This is a genomic window from Rhizobium sp. PRIMUS64, assembly GCF_023006465.1.
Classification (GTDB): domain Bacteria; phylum Pseudomonadota; class Alphaproteobacteria; order Rhizobiales; family Rhizobiaceae; genus Rhizobium; species Rhizobium leguminosarum.
This window is the reverse complement of the sequence record NZ_JALBGX010000038.1, coordinates 1-22,791: the sequence shown is the minus strand read 5'-3', so window position 1 is coordinate 22,791 and position 22,791 is coordinate 1. Positions and strand designations below refer to the sequence as shown.

General features: G+C 60.3%; 21 protein-coding genes and 2 pseudogenes. 15 read left to right on the top strand and 8 right to left on the bottom strand.

Annotation, left to right across the window (positions count from 1 at the left end; all coding sequences use genetic code 11):
* The first annotated feature begins 1 nt into the window (after nt 1).
* The 5 genes from MOV76_RS16910 (at nt 2) to MOV76_RS16890 (ending at nt 5,777) form a co-directional block, all read left to right on the top strand.
* Nucleotides 2–1,033: an ABC transporter ATP-binding protein gene (locus MOV76_RS16910; protein ID WP_247264922.1), complete on the top strand. Its 1,032-nt coding sequence runs from the start codon at nt 2–4 to the stop codon at nt 1,031–1,033.
* Complete coding sequence (locus MOV76_RS16905) at nt 1,030–2,097, top strand: ABC transporter ATP-binding protein (protein ID WP_112905455.1); 1,068 nt, start codon at nt 1,030–1,032, stop codon at nt 2,095–2,097. The genes MOV76_RS16910 and MOV76_RS16905 overlap by 4 nt, the downstream gene beginning before the upstream one ends.
* A complete protein-coding gene (locus MOV76_RS16900; RefSeq protein ID WP_182564515.1) occupies nt 2,097–2,675 on the top strand; it encodes a TIGR02444 family protein in 579 nt (192 codons plus the stop codon). Before MOV76_RS16905 ends, MOV76_RS16900 begins: the two co-directional genes overlap by 1 nt.
* 197 nt (nt 2,676–2,872) lie before the next feature.
* Nucleotides 2,873–4,486 carry a histidine ammonia-lyase gene (gene hutH, locus MOV76_RS16895; protein WP_247264921.1) on the top strand — a complete coding sequence of 538 codons (1,614 nt, stop codon included), beginning with the start codon at nt 2,873–2,875 and terminating at the stop codon, nt 4,484–4,486.
* 85 nt (nt 4,487–4,571) lie between these two features.
* A complete protein-coding gene (locus MOV76_RS16890; RefSeq protein ID WP_247264920.1) occupies nt 4,572–5,777 on the top strand; it encodes an amino acid aminotransferase in 1,206 nt (401 codons plus the stop codon).
* A 165-nt stretch (nt 5,778–5,942) separates the two neighbouring features.
* Here MOV76_RS16890 and MOV76_RS16885 read toward each other — a convergent pair.
* Nucleotides 5,943–6,172 (bottom strand): annotated as a pseudogene (locus MOV76_RS16885) (IS701 family transposase); the annotation flags it as partial.
* A 44-nt stretch (nt 6,173–6,216) separates the two neighbouring features.
* Nucleotides 6,217–6,900 carry a GntR family transcriptional regulator gene (locus MOV76_RS16880; RefSeq protein ID WP_018243919.1) on the bottom strand — a complete coding sequence of 228 codons (684 nt, stop codon included), beginning with the start codon at nt 6,898–6,900 and terminating at the stop codon, nt 6,217–6,219.
* Between the two features lie 111 nt (nt 6,901–7,011).
* On the opposite strand from MOV76_RS16880, the gene MOV76_RS16875 reads away from it, so the two are divergent.
* The 9 genes and pseudogenes from MOV76_RS16875 to MOV76_RS16835 all read left to right on the top strand — a co-directional run.
* Complete coding sequence (locus MOV76_RS16875) at nt 7,012–7,665, top strand: GntR family transcriptional regulator (RefSeq protein ID WP_027666894.1); 654 nt, start codon at nt 7,012–7,014, stop codon at nt 7,663–7,665.
* Between the two features lie 115 nt (nt 7,666–7,780).
* Nucleotides 7,781–8,617 carry an ABC transporter substrate-binding protein gene (locus MOV76_RS16870; RefSeq protein WP_018243921.1) on the top strand — a complete coding sequence of 279 codons (837 nt, stop codon included), beginning with the start codon at nt 7,781–7,783 and terminating at the stop codon, nt 8,615–8,617.
* A gap of 77 nt (nt 8,618–8,694) precedes the next feature.
* Nucleotides 8,695–9,387, top strand: coding sequence for an amino acid ABC transporter permease (locus MOV76_RS16865; protein ID WP_026188548.1), 693 nt, complete (start codon nt 8,695–8,697; stop codon nt 9,385–9,387).
* A gap of 15 nt (nt 9,388–9,402) precedes the next feature.
* Nucleotides 9,403–10,293, top strand: a complete 891-nt coding sequence (gene dapA / locus MOV76_RS16860) for a 4-hydroxy-tetrahydrodipicolinate synthase (RefSeq protein ID WP_018243923.1) — start codon at nt 9,403–9,405, stop codon at nt 10,291–10,293.
* Between the two features lie 11 nt (nt 10,294–10,304).
* Nucleotides 10,305–13,238 carry an FAD-dependent oxidoreductase gene (locus MOV76_RS16855; RefSeq protein ID WP_408987996.1) on the top strand — a complete coding sequence of 978 codons (2,934 nt, stop codon included), beginning with the start codon at nt 10,305–10,307 and terminating at the stop codon, nt 13,236–13,238.
* Nucleotides 13,235–13,963 carry an amino acid ABC transporter ATP-binding protein gene (locus tag MOV76_RS16850; protein ID WP_112905459.1) on the top strand — a complete coding sequence of 243 codons (729 nt, stop codon included), beginning with the start codon at nt 13,235–13,237 and terminating at the stop codon, nt 13,961–13,963. Before MOV76_RS16855 ends, MOV76_RS16850 begins: the two co-directional genes overlap by 4 nt.
* An 11-nt stretch (nt 13,964–13,974) precedes the next feature.
* Complete coding sequence (gene hydA, locus MOV76_RS16845) at nt 13,975–15,408, top strand: dihydropyrimidinase (protein ID WP_247264919.1); 1,434 nt, start codon at nt 13,975–13,977, stop codon at nt 15,406–15,408.
* The gene (locus MOV76_RS16840) at nt 15,405–15,818 is read left to right on the top strand and encodes a DUF3830 family protein (protein ID WP_018072093.1); all 414 of its coding nucleotides are present in this window, start codon (nt 15,405–15,407) and stop codon (nt 15,816–15,818) included. The genes hydA and MOV76_RS16840 overlap by 4 nt, the downstream gene beginning before the upstream one ends.
* A 469-nt stretch (nt 15,819–16,287) precedes the next feature.
* A pseudogene (locus MOV76_RS16835) lies at nt 16,288–16,494 on the top strand (hypothetical protein); the annotation flags it as partial.
* 57 nt (nt 16,495–16,551) lie between these two features.
* Here the strand turns inward: MOV76_RS16835 and MOV76_RS16830 are convergent.
* The 6 genes from MOV76_RS16830 to tsaD form a co-directional block, all read right to left on the bottom strand.
* Entirely contained in the window at nt 16,552–18,231 is a 1,680-nt protein-coding gene (locus MOV76_RS16830; RefSeq protein WP_193444613.1) for a glycoside hydrolase family 3 protein, read from the bottom strand.
* Between the two features lie 81 nt (nt 18,232–18,312).
* A complete protein-coding gene (locus MOV76_RS16825) occupies nt 18,313–18,996 on the bottom strand; it encodes a methyltransferase (RefSeq protein ID WP_247264918.1) in 684 nt (227 codons plus the stop codon).
* A complete protein-coding gene (locus MOV76_RS16820; protein WP_003543603.1) occupies nt 18,993–19,424 on the bottom strand; it encodes an EVE domain-containing protein in 432 nt (143 codons plus the stop codon). The genes MOV76_RS16825 and MOV76_RS16820 overlap by 4 nt, the downstream gene beginning before the upstream one ends.
* Before the next feature lie 2 nt (nt 19,425–19,426).
* Nucleotides 19,427–19,720, bottom strand: a complete 294-nt coding sequence (locus MOV76_RS16815; protein WP_003543605.1) for a YciI-like protein — start codon at nt 19,718–19,720, stop codon at nt 19,427–19,429.
* Between the two features lie 9 nt (nt 19,721–19,729).
* Nucleotides 19,730–20,713: an NAD(P)H-dependent glycerol-3-phosphate dehydrogenase gene (locus MOV76_RS16810; protein ID WP_247264917.1), complete on the bottom strand. Its 984-nt coding sequence runs from the start codon at nt 20,711–20,713 to the stop codon at nt 19,730–19,732.
* Nucleotides 20,710–21,819, bottom strand: coding sequence for a tRNA (adenosine(37)-N6)-threonylcarbamoyltransferase complex transferase subunit TsaD (gene tsaD, locus MOV76_RS16805; RefSeq protein ID WP_247264916.1), 1,110 nt, complete (start codon nt 21,817–21,819; stop codon nt 20,710–20,712). The genes MOV76_RS16810 and tsaD overlap by 4 nt, the downstream gene beginning before the upstream one ends.
* Before the next feature lie 72 nt (nt 21,820–21,891).
* On the opposite strand from tsaD, the gene hemC reads away from it, so the two are divergent.
* Nucleotides 21,892–22,791, top strand: a 900-nt coding sequence (gene hemC, locus MOV76_RS16800) for a hydroxymethylbilane synthase (protein ID WP_247264915.1), incomplete at its 3' end; no start/stop codon positions are given.

The following is a 22,791-nucleotide window of genomic DNA, read 5'->3' as shown; positions in this document are numbered from 1 at the left end:
TATGAATGAGGCAGCGAACACTACACCGGTCCTCGATTGTCACGAGCTCTCCTGTCATTTCAGGTCGCCGTTCGGGCCGATCCGCGTGCTGCACGACGTGAGCTTCAGGATCCCGCCGCGCACGACGCTCGGCATCGTCGGAGAATCCGGAGCGGGCAAATCCATACTGGTCAAGACGATCATGGGGATTGCGCCGGAGGGCATGAAAACCAGCGGCCGCATCCTTGCCGACGGGATCGATCTGTCGACGCTCAACGAGGCGAAACGCCGTGCCCTTCTCGGTCGCAAGTTCGGGATGGTTTTCCAGAATCCGATGACATCCCTCAATCCGTTCGTGCGGGTGGGACGGCAGATCGAAGAGGCGAGCCGCTTCCATTTGCGGCTTGGAAAAGCGCAGGCGAAGGCACTCGCGATCGAACTGCTGGCAAGCGTCGGCATTCCCGATGCCGCGGAATGTTACGGGCATTATCCGCATCAGTTTTCGGGCGGCATGAAGCAGCGGATCATGATCGCCACGGCACTTGCCTGCCAGCCGGATCTCTTGATCGCCGACGAGGCGACGACTGCGCTCGACGTCACGGTTCAGAAGGAAATTCTCGATCTGCTGCAGATTATCCAGCAGCAGCGGCAGATGTCGATGATCCTGGTGACGCACAATCTGGGCATCGTCGCAGGACGCACCGACGACATCCTAGTGCTCTATGGCGGGCATGTCGTGGAATACGGCCCGACGAACACCGTCTTTTCCCATCCGCGCCATCGCTATACCGAGGCTCTGCTTTCGGCGATGCCGCGCATGGACCAGCCGGCTCATACGAAAATGCACACGATCCCTGGCCGTCCGCCTGATCTTGCCAACCCCGCGCCCGGATGCCCGTTCGCACCGCGCTGTCCCTCCGCCGAGGCCCGCTGCCATGCCTCGATGCCGCCGATGACCACCAGTGCGGACGGCAAGCACCGCTTCGCCTGCTATGTGCCCGTTCAAACCGACGATGCAGCCGACACCGCGGTCGAAAGGAGGGCATTGTCATGAATGACGAGGCTTCCGGCCAGGCCATCGATGCAGGTGCCGCAACGCATGCCTTCGATGCTTTCCTGCGCGACGACGCGCTTTTGAAAGTTCGCGATCTCTCGGTCAGATACCGGCGCGGCGGCAAGATCTTTGTTGCGGTCGACGGCGTCTCCTTCGACGTGGCTCCTGGGGAAACGCTCGGTCTCGTCGGAGAGTCGGGCAGCGGCAAGACGACCATCGGCCGTGCCCTTCTGAAGCTTCTGCCGAAGGCGGACACGCGTGTCGACGGCCACGTCGAATATGACGGCCTGAATGTTGCCGACCTGTCGGCTTCCGATCTTCGCGCCATCCGCAGCAAACTGCAGATGATCTTCCAGGACCCGATTTCTTCCTTCAATCCGCGCCGCAAGGTGCAGGATATCGTCGGAGAAGGCCTCGAGATCCAGGGCATCCGCAAAGCGGAAAGGCTGGAAAGGGTCGATCGTGCGCTCAACGATGTCGGCATGAGCCGGACGATGGTGGAGGGCCGCAGGCCGCATCAGTTTTCCGGCGGCCAGTGCCAACGCATTGCGATCGCGCGGGCGCTTGCCGTTGGGCCGGAGTTGATCGTTTGCGACGAGCCGGTTGCATCTCTCGACGTTTCGGTGCAGGCGCATGTGATCAATCTTCTGCAGGATATCCGCCAGAAGCGAAACCTGGCGCTGATCTTCATTTCCCACGATCTCGCCGTCGTGCGCAATGTCAGCGACAGAGTCGCCGTCCTCTACATGGGCAAGATCGTCGAGATCGGAACCGGCGATGCCATCTATCAGCGTCCGGCGCATCCTTATACCCGCATGCTGCTGGAAGCAGTCCCGGTTCCCGATGCCAGCCGGAAGATCGTGCCGAGCGCAACGCCGACGCAGGCCTTGTCGCGGAGCGCGCCGCCATCCGGATGCCGGTTCCGCAGGCGTTGCCCACGCGCTCAGGCGGTCTGTGCTGCGCAGGAACCGAAGCTTGCGGCGATGCCCTACGGCCAATTCGCAGCCTGCCATTTCCCTCACGACGAACCGGCGCCCGGAATGAAGACGGCGGAACAAGCGTGATGGAAAAAGCCCCTGATGCATTCGAAGAAAAAACCGCGGCAAGCGGCAACGCGCGCTCAGAACAGGATACCGGAGCTGCGAGGCGCACTGCTTTCTGTGCCAATGTATTCGATGCCATGGTCCGGCTCTACAGTGAGCCCGGCATCGCGTCCTTGTGCCTCGAAGCCCAGACACGTCATGCGGTGGACGTGCCGTCACTGCTGTTCTTCGCTCTTGCGGATAGTGACGGACACGGCGCGGATGACTGCGAGATGCGGCGGCTTCTGGACCGTGCCGGCGAATGGCGCTCGCTTTTCGTCCTGCCGTTGCGACATCTTCGGCTAACCCTGCGTCAAGGCCGCAGGAACACGGCAGAGATTGAATTTTACGAGCAGATCAAGGCAGCGGAGCTGGAGGCGGAACGGTTGCAGGTCCGGCGTCTGGCCGACGACTTTCTCCCGCTCGAAGGGCCGGGCGGGCTGGCAGCCCGTTATCTCGAAACGATTGCCATGCCGGAACCCAAGGCAGGGGCGTTGATCGGCCGGCTTCAAGACGCCACCAAAGCCGCGTGCCACGGCTTTCCCCGTCACGCGCACTGAGGGTCTGAAGACATCATGAGCGATTTCGGCGCCGTCATGACAGGAACCATCGTCACCGAAGAAAGTGTCGCGGAAAACTACGTCGCCGTCACTGGTGGCATTACCGCTGCGATGGAGACAGGCCGCGCTCCCGGCGCGCGACGTGTTCGATTTCGGCACTTACTTTCTCACACCCATCGAGCTTCAAGGACATCGAGATGAACGCCATAATTTTAGACGGTGACAGCCTGACGATCAAAGATACCGTTCGTATCGCGCGCCAGGGCGCCAAGGTAGCGCTCGCCGATACAGCGCGCGCCGAAATCATCAAGGTGAGAAACTATATCGAGGAAAACTGGCTGACCGAAAACGCGCCGCCAACCTACGGCTTCAACACCGGCGTCGGCAAGCTCAAGGACTATGCCATCAACCAGGCCGATAACGATCGCTTCCAGCGCAATATCGTGCTCTCGCATTGCTCCGGCATCGGAGAACCGGCGTCGGAAGAAATCGTCCGCGCCATGATGGCCGTCCGTATCAACGCCTTCTGCCTCGGTGTTTCCGGTCTGCGGATCGAGGTGGTCGATCGTCTCGTTGAGATGTTGAACCGCGGGGTTCACCCTGTGGTGCCGATCCAGGGGTCGGTCGGCGCGTCTGGCGATCTGGCGCCGCTCGCACACATGGTTTCGGTGCTGATCGGCTATGAGGAGGCGGAAGCCTATTACCAGGGCGAACGCATGCCAGCGCCGCAGGCTCTGGAAAAAGCCGGCATCTCGCCAATTGCTTTCGATCTCAAGGCGAAGGACTGCCTTGCCCTCATCAACGGCAACAGCCTCTGCGCGGCCATGGCGGTTCTCAACCTCCATGACGCCGAGATGCTGATGAAGACAGCCGATGCGGCGGGTGCGCTCAGTCTGGAGGCGATCCGCGGCGAGCAGGCAGCGTTCGATCCCCGCATTCATCTCGTGCGCAAGCAGCCCGGGCAGATCGCGACTGCGGAAAATATCCGTCGCATTATCGGGGGTAGCCGCCGCACGACCGAGGCAGCACGTGCGGTACGCCTCGAGGACGATATCCTGCATCCGAAACACACCGCCCGGGTCCAGGATCAGTATTCCTTCCGTTGCCTGCCGCAGGTGCATGGAAGCTGCCGCGACCAGTTGGAGCACGCCAAGGAACTGATCACGCGCGAGCTCAACGCCGCGACCGACAATCCGCTCGTCTTCTGGAACGAACTCGGCGCGCTGGAATTCCTGTCCGGCGGCAACTTTCATTGCGAACCCATCGCTTTCGCCATGGACATCCTGACGATCGCTTTGGTGGAAATCGGCAATATTTCCGAGCGACGCCTGTTCTCGCTCTGCGACACGACATTGAACTACGGCCTGCCGCCGAACCTTGCCGGCAAGCCAATCGGCCTGAATTACGGCTATGGCATCATCTCGACGGCTGCGGCGTCCGTCGCATCGGAAAACAAGACGCTGGCTTTCCCCGCCGTTGCCGATACCATCCCGACCAAGAGCAGCCAGGAAGATCATGTTTCGATGGCGACATGGGCATGCCGCAAGACGCGTCAGGTGGTCGACAACATGCCGAAGATCCTTGGTGTCGAATGCTTGCTTGCGGCCCGCGCCATCTTCCTGACCGAAGAGGCACTCGGCGGCTACAAGCTCGGAACCGGCAGCCAGGCGCTCTATGATGCGCTTTGCGAGGCGATCCCGTTCCAGCAGGAGGACAGCTACATGCCCAAGCAGACCACACCGGCTCTCGAAATCGTGCGGTCCGGCGCATTTCTGGAGGCCATCGAGAACAAGATCGGCGCGCTGAAATAGGCGGGCCGGCTGATTTGGGCTGCGGCCGCATCATGAAGCGCCGGCGTTTCATCGCCGCCGGCAATTCCCCTGACCGGAGAGAACAATGTTCGACGACCTGACAATGCCGCCAGCCGACAAGATCCTGTCGTTGATACCGATTTTCCGGCAGGATAGTCGTCCGAACAAGATCGATCTCGGCGTCGGGGTCTACCGGGACGCCTCCGGTACGACGCCGATTCCGCGAGCGGTGAGGGAGGCAGAAAAGCGAATCCATACCGCGCAGACGACCAAGGCCTATGTCGGCCCGGCCGGAGATCCTGTTTTCTGCGATCTCATCGGCAGGCTTGTCTTCGGCGAGGCCGCGCCGTGGGAGCGAATTCGCGGTATCCAGACGCCGGGCGGAGCGGGCGCCTTGACGGTGCTCGCCGGCCTGATCTGCCTGGCGCGCCCGGGTGCTGCGGTCCATGTGCCCGACCCGACCTGGGTGAACCATGTGTCGATCCTCGAAGACAACGGGCTTCGGATTGTCATTTACCCGTACCTCGATAACCGAACAGGCGAGGTGGATTTCGACGCCCTGCTCGATCATTTCTCACGGTCGAAGCGGGGCGACATCGTGTTGCTGCACGGCTGCTGCCACAATCCGACAGGCGCGGACCCCAGCCGTTCGCAATGGCAGGCACTGGCAGCCATCATCGCCGAACGCGGTCTCGTTCCGCTGGTCGATATCGCTTATCAGGGGTTTGGCGACGGTCTCGAGGATGACGCCTTCGTCGTGCGGCTGCTCGCTGGCATGGTTCCGGAAATGCTCGTCTCCGCGTCATGCTCGAAGAATTTCGGAATCTATCGCGAGCGTACAGGTGCTGCATTCATTCTCGCCGCCAACGCGGATCGGGCGGATGCAACCAAGGCGCAACTCACGGTGCGAGCCCGTATCGTCTATTCGATGCCGCCGGATCATGGCGCGGCTATCGTTCGCACCGTCCTGGAAGACCCGGCACTTTCGGCCGACTGGCGCGCCGAACTGGACGGTATGCGCTCCAACATTCTGTCGCTGCGCCAGGGGCTTGCTGCCTCGTTCCGGCGTTTCACCAATGGCAGCGACTACGATTTCCTCGCCAAGAACAAAGGCATGTTTTCGCTGATCGGTCTGACACCCGGGGAAGCTGAGATGCTGCGCGAGCGCCACGCCATCTATATCGTTGAGGACGGACGCATCAATGTCGCCGGGTTGCAGGCCAGCCAGATCGACACCTTTGCGGAAGCCGTTCTGGCGGTTCGCGGAATCAGCGGATCAGCACCCGTTTGAGGCGTTAACAGGGAGTTCGGTATCTACGCCGTGTGAAACAGCAACCAAGAATCCTCCTGCAGCCAACGTCGAACTTTGCAACGGGGCCAGACTGTGGCCGTTTTGACGTTTGGGCAAAGGCTGTGACCTGCCTTGTGCCGGAAATTATCCGGGCGGATGGCGTTGAATAGCCTGCTGCCACCACGGGCCGGTGTCGCCCGCCGCCTCCGCCCGCATCCGACCCGTCTTGCGCCGCTCTTCTCCCCGCAAACCGTCCAGAAATTGCCCAGCCGAATTTGCCACGCGCTCTTGCCTGAACAGTGGCCGCATTCGCGCTTCACATCTCGTAACGAAGACGCCCAAAGCTCAAGTGTCGCCTCAATCGATACACTTGTCATCCATGACCTCCGAATCATGGAGACCTGTGGCTTCAGCTGACACAAAAAATGCAGCAGCAATGCTAAAGGTCAGCGACTTGTAGATGCATTCGCGTAAATGCGATTAAGCTTTCGATGTGGTGGGCGACAGCTCGGCGAGTTTCCTCAACATCGCCCCGGTCGATCGCCTCGATGATAACGAGGTGTTCCGTGGAGTCCGGCTTCAGGCGATCTTTCAGGCGGTCGATTTCGAAGAGACGCGTGGTCGCCCGAAGCTCCCGCAATACCTTGGCCATTACCGCGTTGCCGCAATGATCGATGATCATATTGTGGAGATTGTCGTCGGAGAACCAGTGCGCGTCCGTGTGATATGCCGTCGCGTCCAGAAGGTCGTGAATTTCCTGCCGGACGCTCATCAAAAGTCGTCGCGGAATAGCGTTGATCGACAGTACGGCTGCGTCAGGTTCGATCAACAACCTCAGTTTCAAGCTTTGAAGATACTCGCCGACATCCACCTGTCGCACGACGTAGTTTCGGCCATCGCCCTTGCGAACCAGGCCTTCGCCCTCCAACCTCTGCAGCGCTTCCCGCAGCGGCGTCCTCGAAATCCCGAGTGTTTCGGCAAGCCTTGCCTCAACGATGACATGCCCGCCTTTCAGCCGGCGATGCCGGATCATGTCGGACACGGCCTTGTAGGTCAGCGATGCAAGATTATGCTGCCCTTTCTCCGCAATTTTCCGACCCGGGGCCTCTAAGGCGTCTGTCACCGTTTGCCATTTCCTTGTCTTTAAGGCGTTGGCCGCTCGACGCGGCATCGTGCTTTCCTTACGCGATCACTTGTTACATATGATAGCCGATTTGGAAAAGGACTGGAACGAGTGCAGATGGACGATGGTCTGAATGAAGTTGGCGACTCCAGCCTTGCTGACGAAACCTACCGTTCCCTGCTGGCCGATATTCTATCAGCCAGGCTCGCCGGGGGGTCGGTCGTCCAGCAACGCCGCCTGGCGACCAAACATGCTGTTTCGCGTTCTCCCATGCGCCACGCGCTGGGACGTCTCGAAGGAGAGGGACTACTTGTCAGAAACGAAAAAGGCGTTCTCTCGGTCAGGGTCATCAGTCTCAAGGACTACCTTGACAGTCTCACCATGAGGATGCTGCTCGAACCAACTGCCGCCGCGCTCGCCAGCCCCCATGTTTCGCGACTTGAACTGGACCCTTTGACAAGGATGCTTGACGAGATCGAGGCCGACCCCGAACCTGACCCTGAGGTGGTCTGGGCGTTTGACGACGCGCTTCACAACTATATCGCAAGCGAGAGCCGCAACCCCTTTATGGCAACCACGATCGGGGAGATGCGACGCTACACAACGATCTTCGAGCGACAGCTGCCTGTCGTGCGCGCGAAGCCGGGCGTGCGAGAACATCGAGCGATCCTGCTTGCCTTGGCCGCCAACGACGCCGAGGCGGCTCGCCGAGCCATGACCGATCATCTCGAAGTCGTCCGCCAGGGCGTCCTTGCGAACTACTGAATCGATGAATTGAGAATGCACTTGCATCTACCGGGAACTTTTGTATAAAAGTGGGATCCCACTTGAATGCAGGGTCGGGATCCAACGATAAAGAACCGAACTCCAGAGGCTCTCCATGCTCCGTTCACACTTCTCTCGCAGCGTTCTTGCCGCGTCCTTCCTGTCGATCACAGCGTCTTTTGCCTTCGCTCAATCCTGCGAACCCAAAGTGGCGGCAGGCGAGTTGATCAAGCCCGGCACGCTCGTCATGTCGACCAATCCAACGCTTCCTCCGCTCCAGTTCATCGACTCCACGGGCGATCTGAAGGGCATGCGCATCGACCTCGGCAAAGAGATCGCCAAGCGCCTTTGCCTTGAACCCGAATATGTCCGGATCGAATTCTCCGCGATGGTTCCGGGCCTGCAGGCTGGCCGTTGGGACATGATCAATACAGGCATTTTCTTCACCGAAGAGCGCGCCAAGATCATGCAGATGATCCCCTATGAAGATCAGGCCATCAGCGTCTCCGTGGCACCAGATTCGAAGAAAAACGTCGCCGCAAAAGATGATCTGGCCGGCATGACGATCGGTGTCGAAATCGGTGGTTTCGAGGAAACAAAGACACGCCTTCTCGACAAGGAACTGCGTGACGCGGGCAAGGAAGGCTTGACCATCCAGACGTTCGATAATTTCGCCCTCGCCTACCAGGCTCTGCGGGCAGGCCAGGTGCAGGGTGTCGTGTCGATCGACGCCGTCGCCAAGGAGTACGATTCTCGCGGGGACTTCAAACGGGCAATCAGCGGCCTCTACCCCGCTCCGGTCTCCGTCGCATTCAAAAGCCCGGCTTTGGCTGATGCCGTGTCTGCGACGTTGAAAGACATGAAGGCGGATGGATCGCTGAAGGCGCTCTTTGACAAATACGGTCTGCCGATGGTCGCGGGTGACTATTCGGTCAAGGGCCCCGGTCGCTGAACTGATTTCAAAGATCGTTTAGAGATGAGGCGGGGCGCGACCACGTCGCGCCAAACCTCTTGCAGAAAGTCGTCTTCATGTCGCTTTGGAACTGGTCTGGCTTTTTCGGTTATCTGTTCAACCCCTTTATACTTGGCGGGGTGTTCACGACCGTTTGGCTCACCGTCGTCTCGTTGATTGCGGGGCTTATTCTGGGCTTTGCTCTTGCATTGATGCGGCGATCGTCGCGGCGGGTGCCAACCTACATTGCCAAGGCGTATATCTGGCTTTTTCGCGGCACGCCGCTTCTTGTACAGTTGATTGCGATCTACACCGCGCTTCCGCTGTTCGGCATCAAATTCACCGTCATAGAGGCGGCGTTGCTCGGATTGGCTCTCAACGAGGCGGCTTATCTCGCGGAGATCATTCGTGCCGGAATCGAAGCCGTGCCGGAAGGCCAGACCCGGGCAGCACGCGCGCTCGGCATGACGGAGCGTCAGATCATGCGCTACATCGTGATGCCGCAAGCCTTCAAAGTTATCGTTCCGCCTCTCGGCAATTCGGTGAACGGTCTCTTGAAAACGACCTCTGTCACCTCCGTCATCTCGGTCGAAGAACTCCTTCGCCGGACCCAGGTTCTCATCCAGGAGCGGTTCATGGTGCTCGAACTGTTTGCGGTCGCGGCGATTTATTACCTCCTCCTCACAACACTCTGGGACTTCTTCCAGAGCCATATCGAAAAGCGTCTCGGTCAAGCCGGATCGCGGCTTTCCATGAACGAGAAGCGCTAGAACCAGGATTTTCAAATGCAGAAGACGTTCCGCGGTGTCTACACCGTGATGATTACTCCGTTGGATGCCAGCGGCGCGGTCGATCTGAAGGGGCTGGCTGCCTTTACCGACTGGCAGGTCAAAGAAGGTATCCATGGTCTTATCCCTCTTGGATCGACAGGTGAGTTTCTGTCACTCAGCGAGGAAGAGCGCGATGGTGTGGCGAGGACCGTCATCGAAACTGTCGCGGGACGAGTGCCTGTTCTGATCGGCACGGGAGCGGAAGATACGCGGGAGTCCATTCGCCTTAGCGTCAAGGCCGAGGCAATGGGGGCTGACGGCGTCATGATTATTCCGCCGTTCTATTCCACCCCAACGGATGACGAACTCGTTCACCACTACAAGAGCATTGCGTCTGCCGTGGCCATCCCGATTATGGTCTACAACAATCCCGCGACCGCAAACGTCGATCTGACGCCGGAGTTGGTCAAGCGCATCGCCGAAATCGACGGCTGCGACTATATCAAGGAGTCCACCCTCGAAGTGACGCGCGTGCGCGATATCATCCGACTGGCCGGCGACGATATGACTGTGTTCGGGGGCATACTCGGGTTCGAGTCTTTCGTTATGGGTGCGCAGGGTTGGGTGGCAGTGGCTTCAAATGTTGCGCCAGGACCGATGGCGCGGATCTTCGAACTTGTCGCAAATGAGAAAAAGTTCGATGAGGCAAGAGAGCTTTACCTCAAATGGCTGCCTGTCATTCAGGCGGTCGGGGGCCAGGCCTATGTCGCAGGAACGAAGTCACTGCTGACCCACATGGGATTTGGCGCAGGCCTGCCGCGTCCGCCGCGCCTGCCGTTGCCGCCCGCGCAGGATGCCGCCATGAAGAGGCTGGTGGCCGATTTCGGTCTGACGTTCAGCGTCTGAGGAATTCCATCATGCCCGTCGCTTCCATAAACCAGAGTTTGAGACCCGACGATGCGCGGGTCAGGCTCTCGGTCGACGGTCTGCAGATATTTGCCGAAAAGGGCATGTCTGTTGCCGCCGCCATCGAAGCGACGGGGCGGCATGAATTTTCCCGAGGCATCAAAGGCGAGGGCCGTGGCCTCTTCTGCGGAATGGGTGCCTGTCACGACTGTCTCGTGACGATCGACGGAAAAGTCAGCCAGCGGGCCTGCATGACCATTGTCGACGATGACATGCAAGTTCTGCGCCCTGCTGCGCGGCCAGATCTTGCCACTGGTCAGATTGCCGATCTCTGCAGTGTGCCGCATTCCTTGACGACAAGGACGATGGACGTTCTCATTGTCGGAGCGGGGCCTGCGGGGCTTGCCGCCGCGGAGGTCCTTGCTGCGGCCGGCGCCAAGGTGACTGTCATTGATGAACGACCGTCTGCCGGCGGGCAGTATTTCAAACAGCCCTCGACACGGAACGCCGCCGAGCGATTGAGTGGCGACGAGCAGGCGTTATCCGGCGCAGCGCTTATAGGGCAAGTGCGCGATCACGGCGTGACATTTCTAAGTGCTACGGTGGTGTGGGGTGCCGCACGTGACGACGACGGTTCGCTTATTATCGCCTGCTATGGGTCCGGCCATGCGTTTTACTGCAAGCCGAAAATACTCATCATCGCGACGGGGGCCTACGAACGCCCAACGCCGGTCAGGGGTTGGACACTTCCTGGTGCGATGACAACAGGGGCCGCCCAGACGTTGCTGAGGAGCTACGGAACCGTTCCCGGCCGAAGGATCGTTATTGCCGGAAACGGCCCCTTGAATATGCAGGTCGCCAACGAACTTCGAAAGGCAGGAGCCTCCATAGTCGCTTTGCTGGAAGCAGCACCACCACCGTGGTCTCGCCCTGCAGCAGCCTTCGGCCTTCTGACAACTGATCCCGCTCTCGCCCGTCACGGATTGCGCCAGATATCGACGCTTAGATCCGCGTGCGTCAAGATAGACTGGAATAGCGTACTCACCTCGATCAATGGTTCGCAGCGGGTGGAGAGCGTCACGTTCGCCGGACCAGACGGCGAGACCAATCTCGATGCTGACACGGTCCTTATCGGCGGCAATTTCACATCCTCCAATGAGCTGTCCCGGCTACTCGGATGCGGCCATGAGGTCGTCGGCGGCGATCTGCGGGCAGTGCGGGATCTCGACGGTCAGACAACGCTTGCAAACGTGCATATTGTCGGTGAAGCGGCCCGTTTCGGCGGCGCGCATGTTGCGATGGCAGAAGGGCAGATCGCCGCCGCCGCGATTGCTCGAAAATTGGGCCTCCTTGTCCAAACCGACGAAAGCCCAGTGAAACGGCTCGCCCGCCATAGACGGTTTCAGGAAGCCCTTTGGCAGGTCTTTGCGCCGAAGGACGATGCAAAGACAAAGACGGCAATTCTGCCAGATGATGCATTGATCTGCCGTTGCGAAGGCGTGACTTACGGTGTCTTGAGGACGCTCAGCGCAGATAGTGCGCAGGACGTTTCGACATTAAAGCGCCTGTCGCGTGCAGGCATGGGGCGGTGTCAGAGCCGCTACTGCGGCAAAGCGATCGCTGACGTCGCGAAGGAACGGCACCTCGCTGGCGAAACGAGCGGTTTTCTGGCTCCGCAAATGCCACTTCGACCTATTCCGTTGGCAGCGCTTGCGGTCGAAAAGCCGGAATGGGGCGGCCACAAGCGCGCACTTTTGCCGGAAAAACCCGCATTGGCGAATCCTCAAGCTTTGCCGGTGGTGGAAACGTCCACGCTGGTGATCGGCGCAGGCATTGCAGGCCTTTCGACGGCGCTCTTCCTTGCCAGGGAAGGCGAGGACGTTGTGGTGGTCGAGCGCACTTTTGCGAATTCGCTGGCGTCTGGAGGGAATGCAGGAAGCCTTCATGCCCAGCTGCTTTCCTTCGACCATGGCGCCCGTGCCGAAGGTGGCGGCGGAGCGGCCGCACAAACACTTCCCCTCCAGCGCGATTCAATCGCTCTTTGGGCGGCGCTGCAAAGCGAACTCGGACAGGATTTCGAGATGAAGGTCACAGGCGGCCTCATGGTGGCCGAAACCGATGACCACATGCGTTTTCTGGCGGAAAAGGTCGGGGTGGAGTGCGCGGCCGGGATCGATTGCCGCTTGATCGGGCAAGAGGAACTGCGCTCCCTGGAGCCTGCCCTGTCTTCTCACTTCGTCGGCGCTGCCTACTGCTCCCAGGAGGGCAAGATCAATCCTCTCGTCGCGACGCAATATATATTGGAGGCGGCACGGCGAGACGGCGCTCAACTCTTCGAAAATTGCGAGGTCACCGGAATAAGGACCTCGGACGACGGGTTCGAGGTCAAGACATCGAGGGGCATGTTGCGGGCAAAACGGATCGTCAATGCAGCCGGAGCCTTCGCTTCAAGGATCGGCGCGATGCTCGGTGTCGATGTGCCGGTATTCGGTGCTCCGCTGCAGATGGTGGTTACCGAGGCCGCAGCACCTTTGATCTCGTGTCTCGTCGCCCATGCCGACCGCCATTTGACCCTCAAGCAGGCGGCAAACGGGAACTTCATCATCGGCGGCGGCTGGACCGCAGGCCTCGATCCCGTCCATCAACATCCACGCCCGCTACTGTCGAGCCTTGAGGGGAACCTTTGGGTTGCCCAGCACGTCGTTCCCGCTCTGCGCAAACTTCACCTCATCCGAAGCTGGGCCGCGATGAACATCAACATCGACGGTGCGCCGATCCTCGGCGAACATCCGTCAATGCCCGGGTTCTTCAACGCCGTCACTTCAAACGGCTATACGCTCGGCCCGATCGTCGGCCAGTTGACATCTCGGCTCATTCTCGGTCGCGAGACCGATAGAGCCTTGCAACCCTTTTCCATCGCGCGTTTCCAGAAAGGCCGGGCATGATTGAGATCACTGGCGTTACCAAATATTACGGTCAGTTCGCTGTCCTTAAGAACTGCTCGGTGAACGTCGAGCGCGGTGAGGTCGTGGTTGTCTGCGGTCCCTCGGGGTCGGGCAAATCGACGTTGATCAAATGCGTCAACGGGCTCGAGCAGTTTCAGGAAGGTTCGATCCGGGTGCATGGTATCGAAGTCGGCGACCCGAAGACCGACCTGCCGAACCTTCGCACACGAGTGGGCATGGTCTTCCAGAACTTCGAATTGTTTCCGCATCTGACGATCATCGACAATATCATGCTGGCGCAGAAGATTGTCATTGGCCGCAGCGACACGGCAGCCCACGCGAAGGCCATGGCGCTTCTTGATCGCGTCGGGCTGACGGACCACGCGAAAAAATATCCAAGCCAACTCTCCGGCGGGCAGCAGCAGCGCGTGGCCATCGCGCGGGCGCTCGCGATGGATCCGCTCGCCATGCTCTTCGACGAGCCGACATCCGCGCTTGATCCAGAGATGATTTCCGAAGTGCTCGACGTCATGACCGGATTGGCAAAGGACGGCATGACGATGATGGTCGTCACCCATGAGATGGGATTTGCCCGCCGGGTGGCGACACGCGTCATTTTCATCGATCAGGGCGAGATCGTCGAGGATCGTCCGAGCGAGGAGTTTTTCGCGGGAAAACACAATCCGCGAACCGAAGCTTTCCTTGGCAAAATCCTGCAACACTGAAGGTCAGGCTTGTGAGCGACTACGATCTCATCATCCAGAACGGCACGGTGGCGACTGCTGCGGATGTTTTCCAGGCGGATATCGGCATTAAAGACGGCAAGATTGTCCAGATCGGACAGAGCCTGTCGGGTGCTGCGCGCACGATCGACGCCTCGGGCAAATATGTCCTTCCAGGCGGCATCGACAGCCATGTCCATATCTCCCAGCCTTCGGGCGAAGGGATCGAGATGGCGGACGACTTCGAGAGCGGAACGCTGTCGGCGGTGTTCGGCGGCAATACGACCATCATGCCGTTCTGCCTTCAGGAAAAGGGCAAGTCGCTGCGAGAGGTGCTAACGGCCTATCATGCGCTCGCAGAGGGTCAGTGTTATACCGACGTCAGCTTTCATCTGATCATATCCGACCCGAGCGACGCCGTGCTGGGCCAGGAATTGCCAGCGCTTGTGGCCGACGGCTATCCGTCGCTGAAGGTCTTCATGACCTATGAGAGCCTGCGCCTCGATGACGCGCAGATCCTGAAGACGCTCGATGTCGCGCGACGGACGGGCGCCACCGTCATGGTCCACTGTGAAAACGAGGACGCAATCAGGTTCCTGATCGAAAAACACGAGCTGGCCGGCGACCTTGCCCCACGCGCTCATGCCTCCACCCGTCCGGTCGCTGTCGAACGTGAAGCCACGCACCGCGCCCTGACGCTCGCCGAAATCGTAGACGTTCCTGTTGTCATTGTGCATGTCTCGAACGGCGAGGCGATGGAAGAGATCGCTCGCGCAAGGACGAGAGGCGTCAAGGTCGTCGGGGAAACCTGCCCGCAATATCTGACGCTCACCGCCAAGGACCTCGACGGCATGGATTGGGAGGGCGCGAAACTTGTCTGCTCTCCGCCGCCGCGGGATGAAGATGCCCAGAAAGAATGCTGGCGCGGCATCGAGACCGGGGCATTCGAACTCTTTTCATCTGATCACTGTCCATTCCGCTACGACGACCAGCACGGGAAGCTTAATCCCAAAGGCCGCACGAATTTCAGGCACATTCCCAATGGCATTCCAGGCATCGAAACCCGCCTTCCCATCCTGTTTTCGCAAGGGTTCATGGCCGGACGCATCGATCTGCCGCGCTTTGTCGCCCTGACATCAACGAACCATGCAAAGACCTATGGCCTCTATCCACAAAAGGGAACGATTGCCGTAGGGGCGGATGCGGACATCGCGATCTGGGATCCAGCCATCCAGCGGACCATCCGCCATGCGGAACTGCATGATGGCGCAGACTATTCGCCCTACGAGGGGATCGAGATCACCGGCTGGCCGATAATGACAATTGTCGCCGGAAAAACTGTCGTCGAAAACGGCGTCCTGGTGGGTACCAAGGGCCACGGGCAATATCGGAAAGCCGCGGCGAGACAAATCAACAAGCAGTCAAATCTAACAAGAGCGACATCATGAAACTGAAAATCACAGCAGGCCCATTCATCTTCGACGCTGTCCTGGAAACTGCCAGAGCGCCCAAAACCTGTGAAGCATTCATCAAGCAGATGCCGTTCGATGGTAAAATCGTGCACGTTCGCTGGTCTGGCGAGGGCGTTTGGATCCCGCTTGGCGACCATGATTTCGGCGTCGGTTATGAGAACCATACAAGCCATCCGGCCCCCGGTCATATCATCCTTTACCCGGGAGGCATCAGCGAAACGGAAATCCTGCTTGCCTACGGAGGCGTCGATTTTTCATCGAAAATGGGCCAACTGGCTGGCAATCATTTCATCACAATCACATCCAATCTCGACCAACTCGCCGAAATAGGCCGCCTCACGCTGTGGGAAGGCGCGCAATCCATTCGATTTGAGGCCGTATCCTAAAGCATGTCGCGCAAAACTGTGCAGCGGTTTTGCGACAACGACATGCGTAAAAACAATGACCTAAAGCGCCACGAGCGAGGAAAGATCGCGACGCGCTTTAGGCGCAATAGCGCGAGGCGACAGGGTTGATGCAGGCGTGCCAGCATCGCCTAACGCAGCGGTTGGCACGTTTCCTGCATTCTAGTCTTCGAGATTTTCTTCGAGATTTCCAATGGTGGACGAGGCCCGAAATGTCTTTTGATTTTGACTTCGAACTTGCGAAAAGAGCGGCGCAAGAACTGCCTCCGTCGCAGAAGCAGCCCAAAACGCGTAAGATGTCTCTTCTGCAGAGGCTCATGGCTTCGCCGCCAATTCCTCCTCGCCCGTCTCTCAGCATTCTGCGCCCATATAGAGGTGGTGATGCGCAATGACGCTGTGATACCCCTGTCGAGCAGGTAAGGCGGTGCTGTGCCGATGGTTCTATTCCCGTCGAGGCGGCGTCATTTCTGCGGATGCGGTGCGTGCGACACTTGACGAACTGTGTCGCCGGGATAGTCCAGCGCGGACGTCCAACGACGAGATCACTCTCTACAAGGCAGTCGGAACGGCGTTGGCCGATCTTGCCGCCGCGACGATGGTGTATGAAGCCGCCTTTGATCGCCGGCTGACGTCTTGTGGTCCGGGCGATCGCGAATGATCGGAACGCGCCTGTTGCCGCGTTCCAATAGGCCGGCAGCCTCTGCTCCCAACGACTTCAATAGCGCGCATCTTCAAGGCCACAGAAAGGGTCTACCGGGTTGGTGCCGAGGAAGGGCTTGCGACCGAGCATACAATCAACGACGGCTTCCTGGACACTGTCCATGGTGGAGTACGCATTGATATAGGCCGGTACGCGGGGCGCATCGTAAAGGTGATAGGGATGCCCAAATGAGATCATTACGGAGGGAATATTCGTCCAGGGTCGGTACATGGCCTTGAAAAGGCCCCCACCACCCATCCTATGCCAGTCGACGAATATCCGGCCTCGTACGAGCAGCGACTCGTCGCCTAGCGCGTAGAGGACGAGGTCGAAGTCGTCGGGGGTCGGCACGATGTCCGGTCGGTCGATCGTGACTTCGAAACCTTCCTTCCGCAACAGCGCGGGTAGCAAGAATTCCAGTGGCTGCGGCATGAGCGGATGAATGATGCCGCCGTCGACCAGCAGCACACGCTTTGTCTTCGCTGGATCGAGCGGAAAGATACCATTGACGTCCTTCACAAGCGTAGGCGAGCGGCCGATGTATTCCCTTGATGCAGCGACATTGTCTGGATGCGCAAGCAGGTGGCGCGCTTCAGCCGCATCGGGGAGGACATCTGACGGTTGAAAAAGTTTGAGATGCGCCTTGAGCGCCAGCACGCGAAGAACCGCTTCTTCAAGTCGCTCCGGAGTAATTCGCCCATCTTCGACGGCAGCCTTGACCGCCGCCATATCCTCCTCAGGTTCATCGCTGAAGAGGATCATGTCGCAGCCATTTGCGATGATATCAGGCAGCGTATCGAGGTGGTGGCCCCAGGCGGACAGCCCTCCCATGGGTGTCGCGTCAGAGACGATGATGCCATTGAAGCCGAGTTCGTCTCGGAGAAGATCAACGTTCAGCAACCGGGAAACCGAGGCCGGTCTGAAAGCTTCAAGCCCGGCATCTGGCATCTTCGATCGAATATAGGCCGGAAGGGAAATGTGCCCACTCATTATTGCCAACACGCCTTCGGTGATCAGCGTTCCATAGAGCCGACCGAAGGTCTCCTTCCACTCGTCCATGGAAAGCGGATTAGTGGTCGTAACGAGGTGCTGATCGCGGTCGTCATATCCCTCGCCCGGCCAGTGCTTTGCGGTGGCGGCAACTCCATTTCGTTGGAGACCGTGAACATGGGCAACCGCGTGCCGCTCAATCTTGTTGACATCGGAGCCGTATGACCGTGTACCGACAATCGGTGATCGGAACGCGGTATTTATGTCGATGACTGGCGTGAAGGACCAGCGCACCCCCATCGCGCGGCCCTCGCGTGCCAATATTTCTGAACTTTTCTCGGTCGCCTGAACGTCGTCGACGGCGGCAAGGCCAAGTTGGCCCAGCACCGGAGTGCCGAAAGCGAAGGAATGACGGCTGCCTTCGAGGTCTGCGCTGATGATGGGCGGGACTTTGCTCTTGGCCACGAGGTCAGAGATGATCCGCCGCTCGAATTCGAGGTCAGCCGTGAAGAAACGGGTTACGCCGCCCGGCCTGAGTGAAGCAATGCGTTTGAAATCCTCCTCATCCGTCCCGATCATGATCAAGGTGAAGAGTTGGCCGATCTTGTCATCAAGATCGAGCGAGGCATAGGTGTCGTGGAGCCAGGATATCGCAGCGTCGTCGAGGTTGAACGGCGCTTTGCGAAGCTCGTCGTAGATCGTCATAAGTTCCCCCCATTGATCAAAGCTCTGCGGATAGCCCGTGTGAATATGCACGCTATCCCGTCATAAGCCAGTTCGGTGATGTCAGGTTAAGTTCGTCGGGAGCATTTTGGATATCTCGTGCCGAGCGAAGCGCCACACCGTCGTCTTCTTGATTTCGCTGTCCTCCAGCGCCCGCGTTACCGGCACCTCATAAACCGCGCAGAATTCCAGTCGCTCTCTCGGCAGGTAACTGCGTCCGGGGTCTCCGACCAGCACCCACTTGCCGTCGGCTGCCAGCTTCGCGAACCAGGGAACGAGCGCATCGGCGAAAGCGCGGTCGTAGAAGACGTCGCCGGCAAGCATGATATCCGCGTCGACGGCCTGCCCGATCAGATCGGCGCCGGTAAATCCGAGTGAAACGCGATTGGCTTCGGCATTCAGCCGGACTGCCGTCTCCGCCCAGGGATCGATATCGGCGGCGATGACCTCCCCGGCACCGGCCATCACAGCCGCAATGCCGACAAGGCCCGAACCGCTGGCGAAATCCAGCACGCGCTTGCCGCGCACCGTTTCGGGATGATCGAGAACGTAGCGTGCCAGTCCCTGGCCGCCCGCCCAGGCAAAAGCCCAGAAGGGCGGCGGCAGGCCGATCGCTTGCAGCTCCTCCTCCGTCTTCAGCCAGAGCTCATGCGCCTCGCTTGCCAGATAGAGCGAAATCTCCGGCACATGCGGCGGCGGCATCAGGCTGGTATTGGCGCGGATGAAAGCTTGCGGATCAGTCTTCAACGCGGCGGATTGTCCAGTCCGCCCATGCGGCAGACTTCGAGATATTCCTCCTCGGTGACCGGCTGCACCGAAAGCCGCATCGAGGTGACGAGCGCCATCTTGGCGAGCTTCTCGCTCGCCTTGACATCCTTCAGCGTCACCGGCTTCGGCACGTCCATGACGGCGCGGATATCGACGCAATCCCACTTCGGATCGCCCTTGGCGGAAGAATCGGGATGCGACAGGGCGCAGACTTCGACGATGCCGACGATCTCCAGCCCGTCATTGGAATGATAGAAGAACCCTTTGTCGCCGATCTGCATCGCCCGCATATTATTGCGCGCCAGATAGTTGCGGACGCCGGTCCATTCCGTGCCCTTTTCGCCGGCAGCCTTCTGCTGCTCCCAGGACCAGGAAGCGGGTTCGGATTTATAGAGCCAGTGCGCCATGCTCACGCCTCCGGTTTGTTGAAGACCCAGTTGTAGGCCTTGACGTCGACGCTTTCGAATAGTCCGGCCTTGGCATAGGGATCGGCATCGGCAAGCGCTCGCGCCGCCTCTTTCGATTCCGCTTCGACGATGATCAGGCTGCCACAGGGCTTGCCGTCATCATCGAGAAACGGGCCGGCGATCTTCAGCGTGCCCTCGGCGTTCAGCTTGTTCAGATGCTCGATATGCGTCGGACGCGTATCCATGCGCACGTTCAGATGTCCCGGTTTGTCCTTGCAGAGAAGGGCGAAAAGCATGTCTGTCTCCTATTCGGTGGTGATCGGACGCGTCATCAGCTGCTCTATCGCCTCCGATATATCGAGCCTGCCGTCGATGATGGCTGAAACGGCATCGGTAATCGGCATGCTGACCTTCAATTCCGCCGCAAGCCGCGAGGCGACGGAGGCGGCAAACGCACCTTCCACCAGCGCACCATGCAGGGGATCGGTCTTGTCGCCACGCCCGAGCGCTATGCCGAAGCGCAGGTTTCGCGATTGATGACTTGTCGCTGTCAGCACCAGATCGCCGAGGCCGGAAAGCCCGCGTACCGTATCCGCCTGCCCGCCCTTGGCGACGACGAAACGCGACATTTCCGCAAGTCCGCGCGCAATCAGCGCCGCACGCGCGGAATCGCCGATACCACAGCCCTCGACGATGCCGCAGGCGATCGCCAGCACATTCTTCAGCGCGCCGCCAAGCTGCACGCCGATCCGGTCGTTGGAGGCGTAGAGCCGAAAGGTTCGGCCTGATATGGCCTGAGCGAGCCGCTCCGCGGTCTCCATGTCGGCTGCCGCGATCGCCATCGCCGTCGGCAAGCCCTTGGCAATATCGGCGGCAAAGCCCGGACCGGAGAGCACGGCGATCGGATGGTCCGGCAGTTCCCGCTCCAACATGTCGGTCAGTAGATTGCCCGTCGTCCGTTCGATACCCTTGGCACAGGTAACGACGACAGCATCCTTGGAAAGATAAGGTCCATATTGCCGCGCCGCATCGGCCTGCGCCTGCGACGGCATCGCAAAAAGCACGATGGAAGCGCCGACGACCGCATCCGCCTCGGCGGAAAATTCCAGCGTGTCGGGCAGAAGAATGCCGGGCAGCACCGCATCATGCAGCCGTTCGGCCTTCAGATTGGCAATCAGTGACGGATCACGCCCGACGAGCGTCACGGCACTTCGTCCCGCAAGCGCGATCACGGCGGCAAGCGCCGTGCCGAAAGCCCCCGATCCGACGACGGCGATGTTTTCGCTCATGCCTTGGCCCCTCGTTTTCCGAAGCCGATCAGCGTTTCCGCATTGGAATCGAGCGGCCAGCGCGAACGCGGCTGCACGTCGAGCGTATCCGGTGCGGCACCGCTCGCCATCCGTTCCAGTCCCGCCCAGGCGATCATCACGGCATTGTCGGTGCAGAGGTGCAGCGGCGGCGCGACGAAGCGGAAGCCGTTCTTGTCGCACAGCGCCTGCAGCGTGCCGCGCAGTTCGAGATTGGCGGCGACACCGCCGGCAACGACCAGCGCCGGCTTTTCGCCAGTAGCAGAGAATGTCGTCGGAAATTCCGTCTTGAACCGCTGCAGGCCGCGGCCGATACGGTCCTTCAGCGTCCGCGAAACCGCCTTCTGGAACGAGGCGCAGATATCCGCCACGTCCTGATCGCTGAGCGGCGCGATATCCTGCGCCGCCTGCCGCACCGCTGTCTTCAGGCCGGAGAAGGAGAAATCGAGCCGTGCCTCGCCGACCAGCGGCCGAGGAAAATCGAACCGATCGGGATTGCCGTCCCGCGCCATCCGCTCCACCGCCGGTCCGCCGGGATAGGGCAGGCCGAGCAACTTTGCCGTCTTGTCGAAGGCTTCCCCGAGCGCATCGTCGATCGTCGTGCCCCAGCGCTCATACCGTCCGACGCCGCGCACCAGGATGAGCTGGGTATGGCCGCCGGAGACGAGCAGCATCAGATAGGGAAAGGACAGCCCGTCCGTCAGCCGCGCCGTCAGCGCATGGCCTTCGAGATGGTTGACCGCATAGAGCGGCTTGCCGGCGGCTCTGGCGATCGCCTTGCCGGTCATCAACCCCACGAGCAACCCGCCGATCAGCCCCGGCCCCGACGTGGCGGCGATGGCGTCGACATCGTTGAGCGACACATTGGCGCGCTTCAGCGCCTCCTCGATCAGCTCGTCCAGCGCCTCGACATGGGCGCGTGCGGCAATCTCTGGCACCACGCCGCCATAGGCGCTATGCTCGTCGAGCTGGGAAAGCACGACATCCGACAGAACGTTGGAATGCCCCTCAGCATCGCGCTCGACGACCGCTGCGGCGGTCTCGTCGCAGCTCGTTTCGATGCCAAGGATGCGTAGAAAGGGAACCATGAAGCCTGTTCGTTGATTGCGATGGGATGGAAACCCGTTTACGAGAACTCCGGTAACAACGGAATAGAGCGGATGCAAACAAAACCTTTCCGGATCGGCACGCGAGGCAGCCCGCTGGCGCTTGCCCAGGCGCATGAGGCTCGCGACAGGCTGATGGCGGCGCATCATCTGCCCGAGGAAATGTTCGAGATCGTCGTGCTGACGACCAAGGGCGACCGCATCACCGACCGGTCGCTGGCCGAGATCGGCGGCAAGGGCCTGTTCACCGAGGAGCTTGAACAGAAGCTTACCGCCGGCGAGCTCGATTTCGCCGTGCATTCCGCCAAGGACATGGCGACGAAGCTGCCCGAGGGACTTTATCTCTCCGCCTATCTGCCGCGTGAAGATATCCGCGACGCCGTCATCGGCCGCACCGCGCGCAAACTGATCGACCTGCCGCATGGCGCCACCGTCGGTTCCTCATCGCTGCGCCGCCAGGCGCTGATCCGCCGCATGCGGCCGGATATTAACGTCATCACCTTCCGCGGCCTCGTCGAAACCCGCCTGCGCAAGCTCGAAGCGGGCGAGGTGGATGCGACCCTGCTGGCGCTTGCCGGCCTGAAACGCCTCGGCAAGGTCGACGTGCTGACCGATATCCTTGATCCCGACACCTTCCCGCCAGCGCCGGCGCAGGGGGCGATCTGCATCGAAAGCCGCATCGGCGATGCCAGGGTCGACGATCTGCTGGCGCCGGTCAACGATGGCCCGACCTTCGACACCGTCTCCTGCGAACGCGCCTTCCTCGCCGCACTCGACGGCTCCTGCCGCACGCCGATCGGCGGTTATGCCGTCTGCGAAGGCGACCTGATCCGGTTCTCCGGCCTCATCATCACCCCCGACGGTCGCAGCCAGCATGCGGTGACGACCGATGGCCACCGCCGCGATGCGGCAGCGCTCGGCACCCGCGCCGGCCAGGACGTGCGTGCAAGGGCC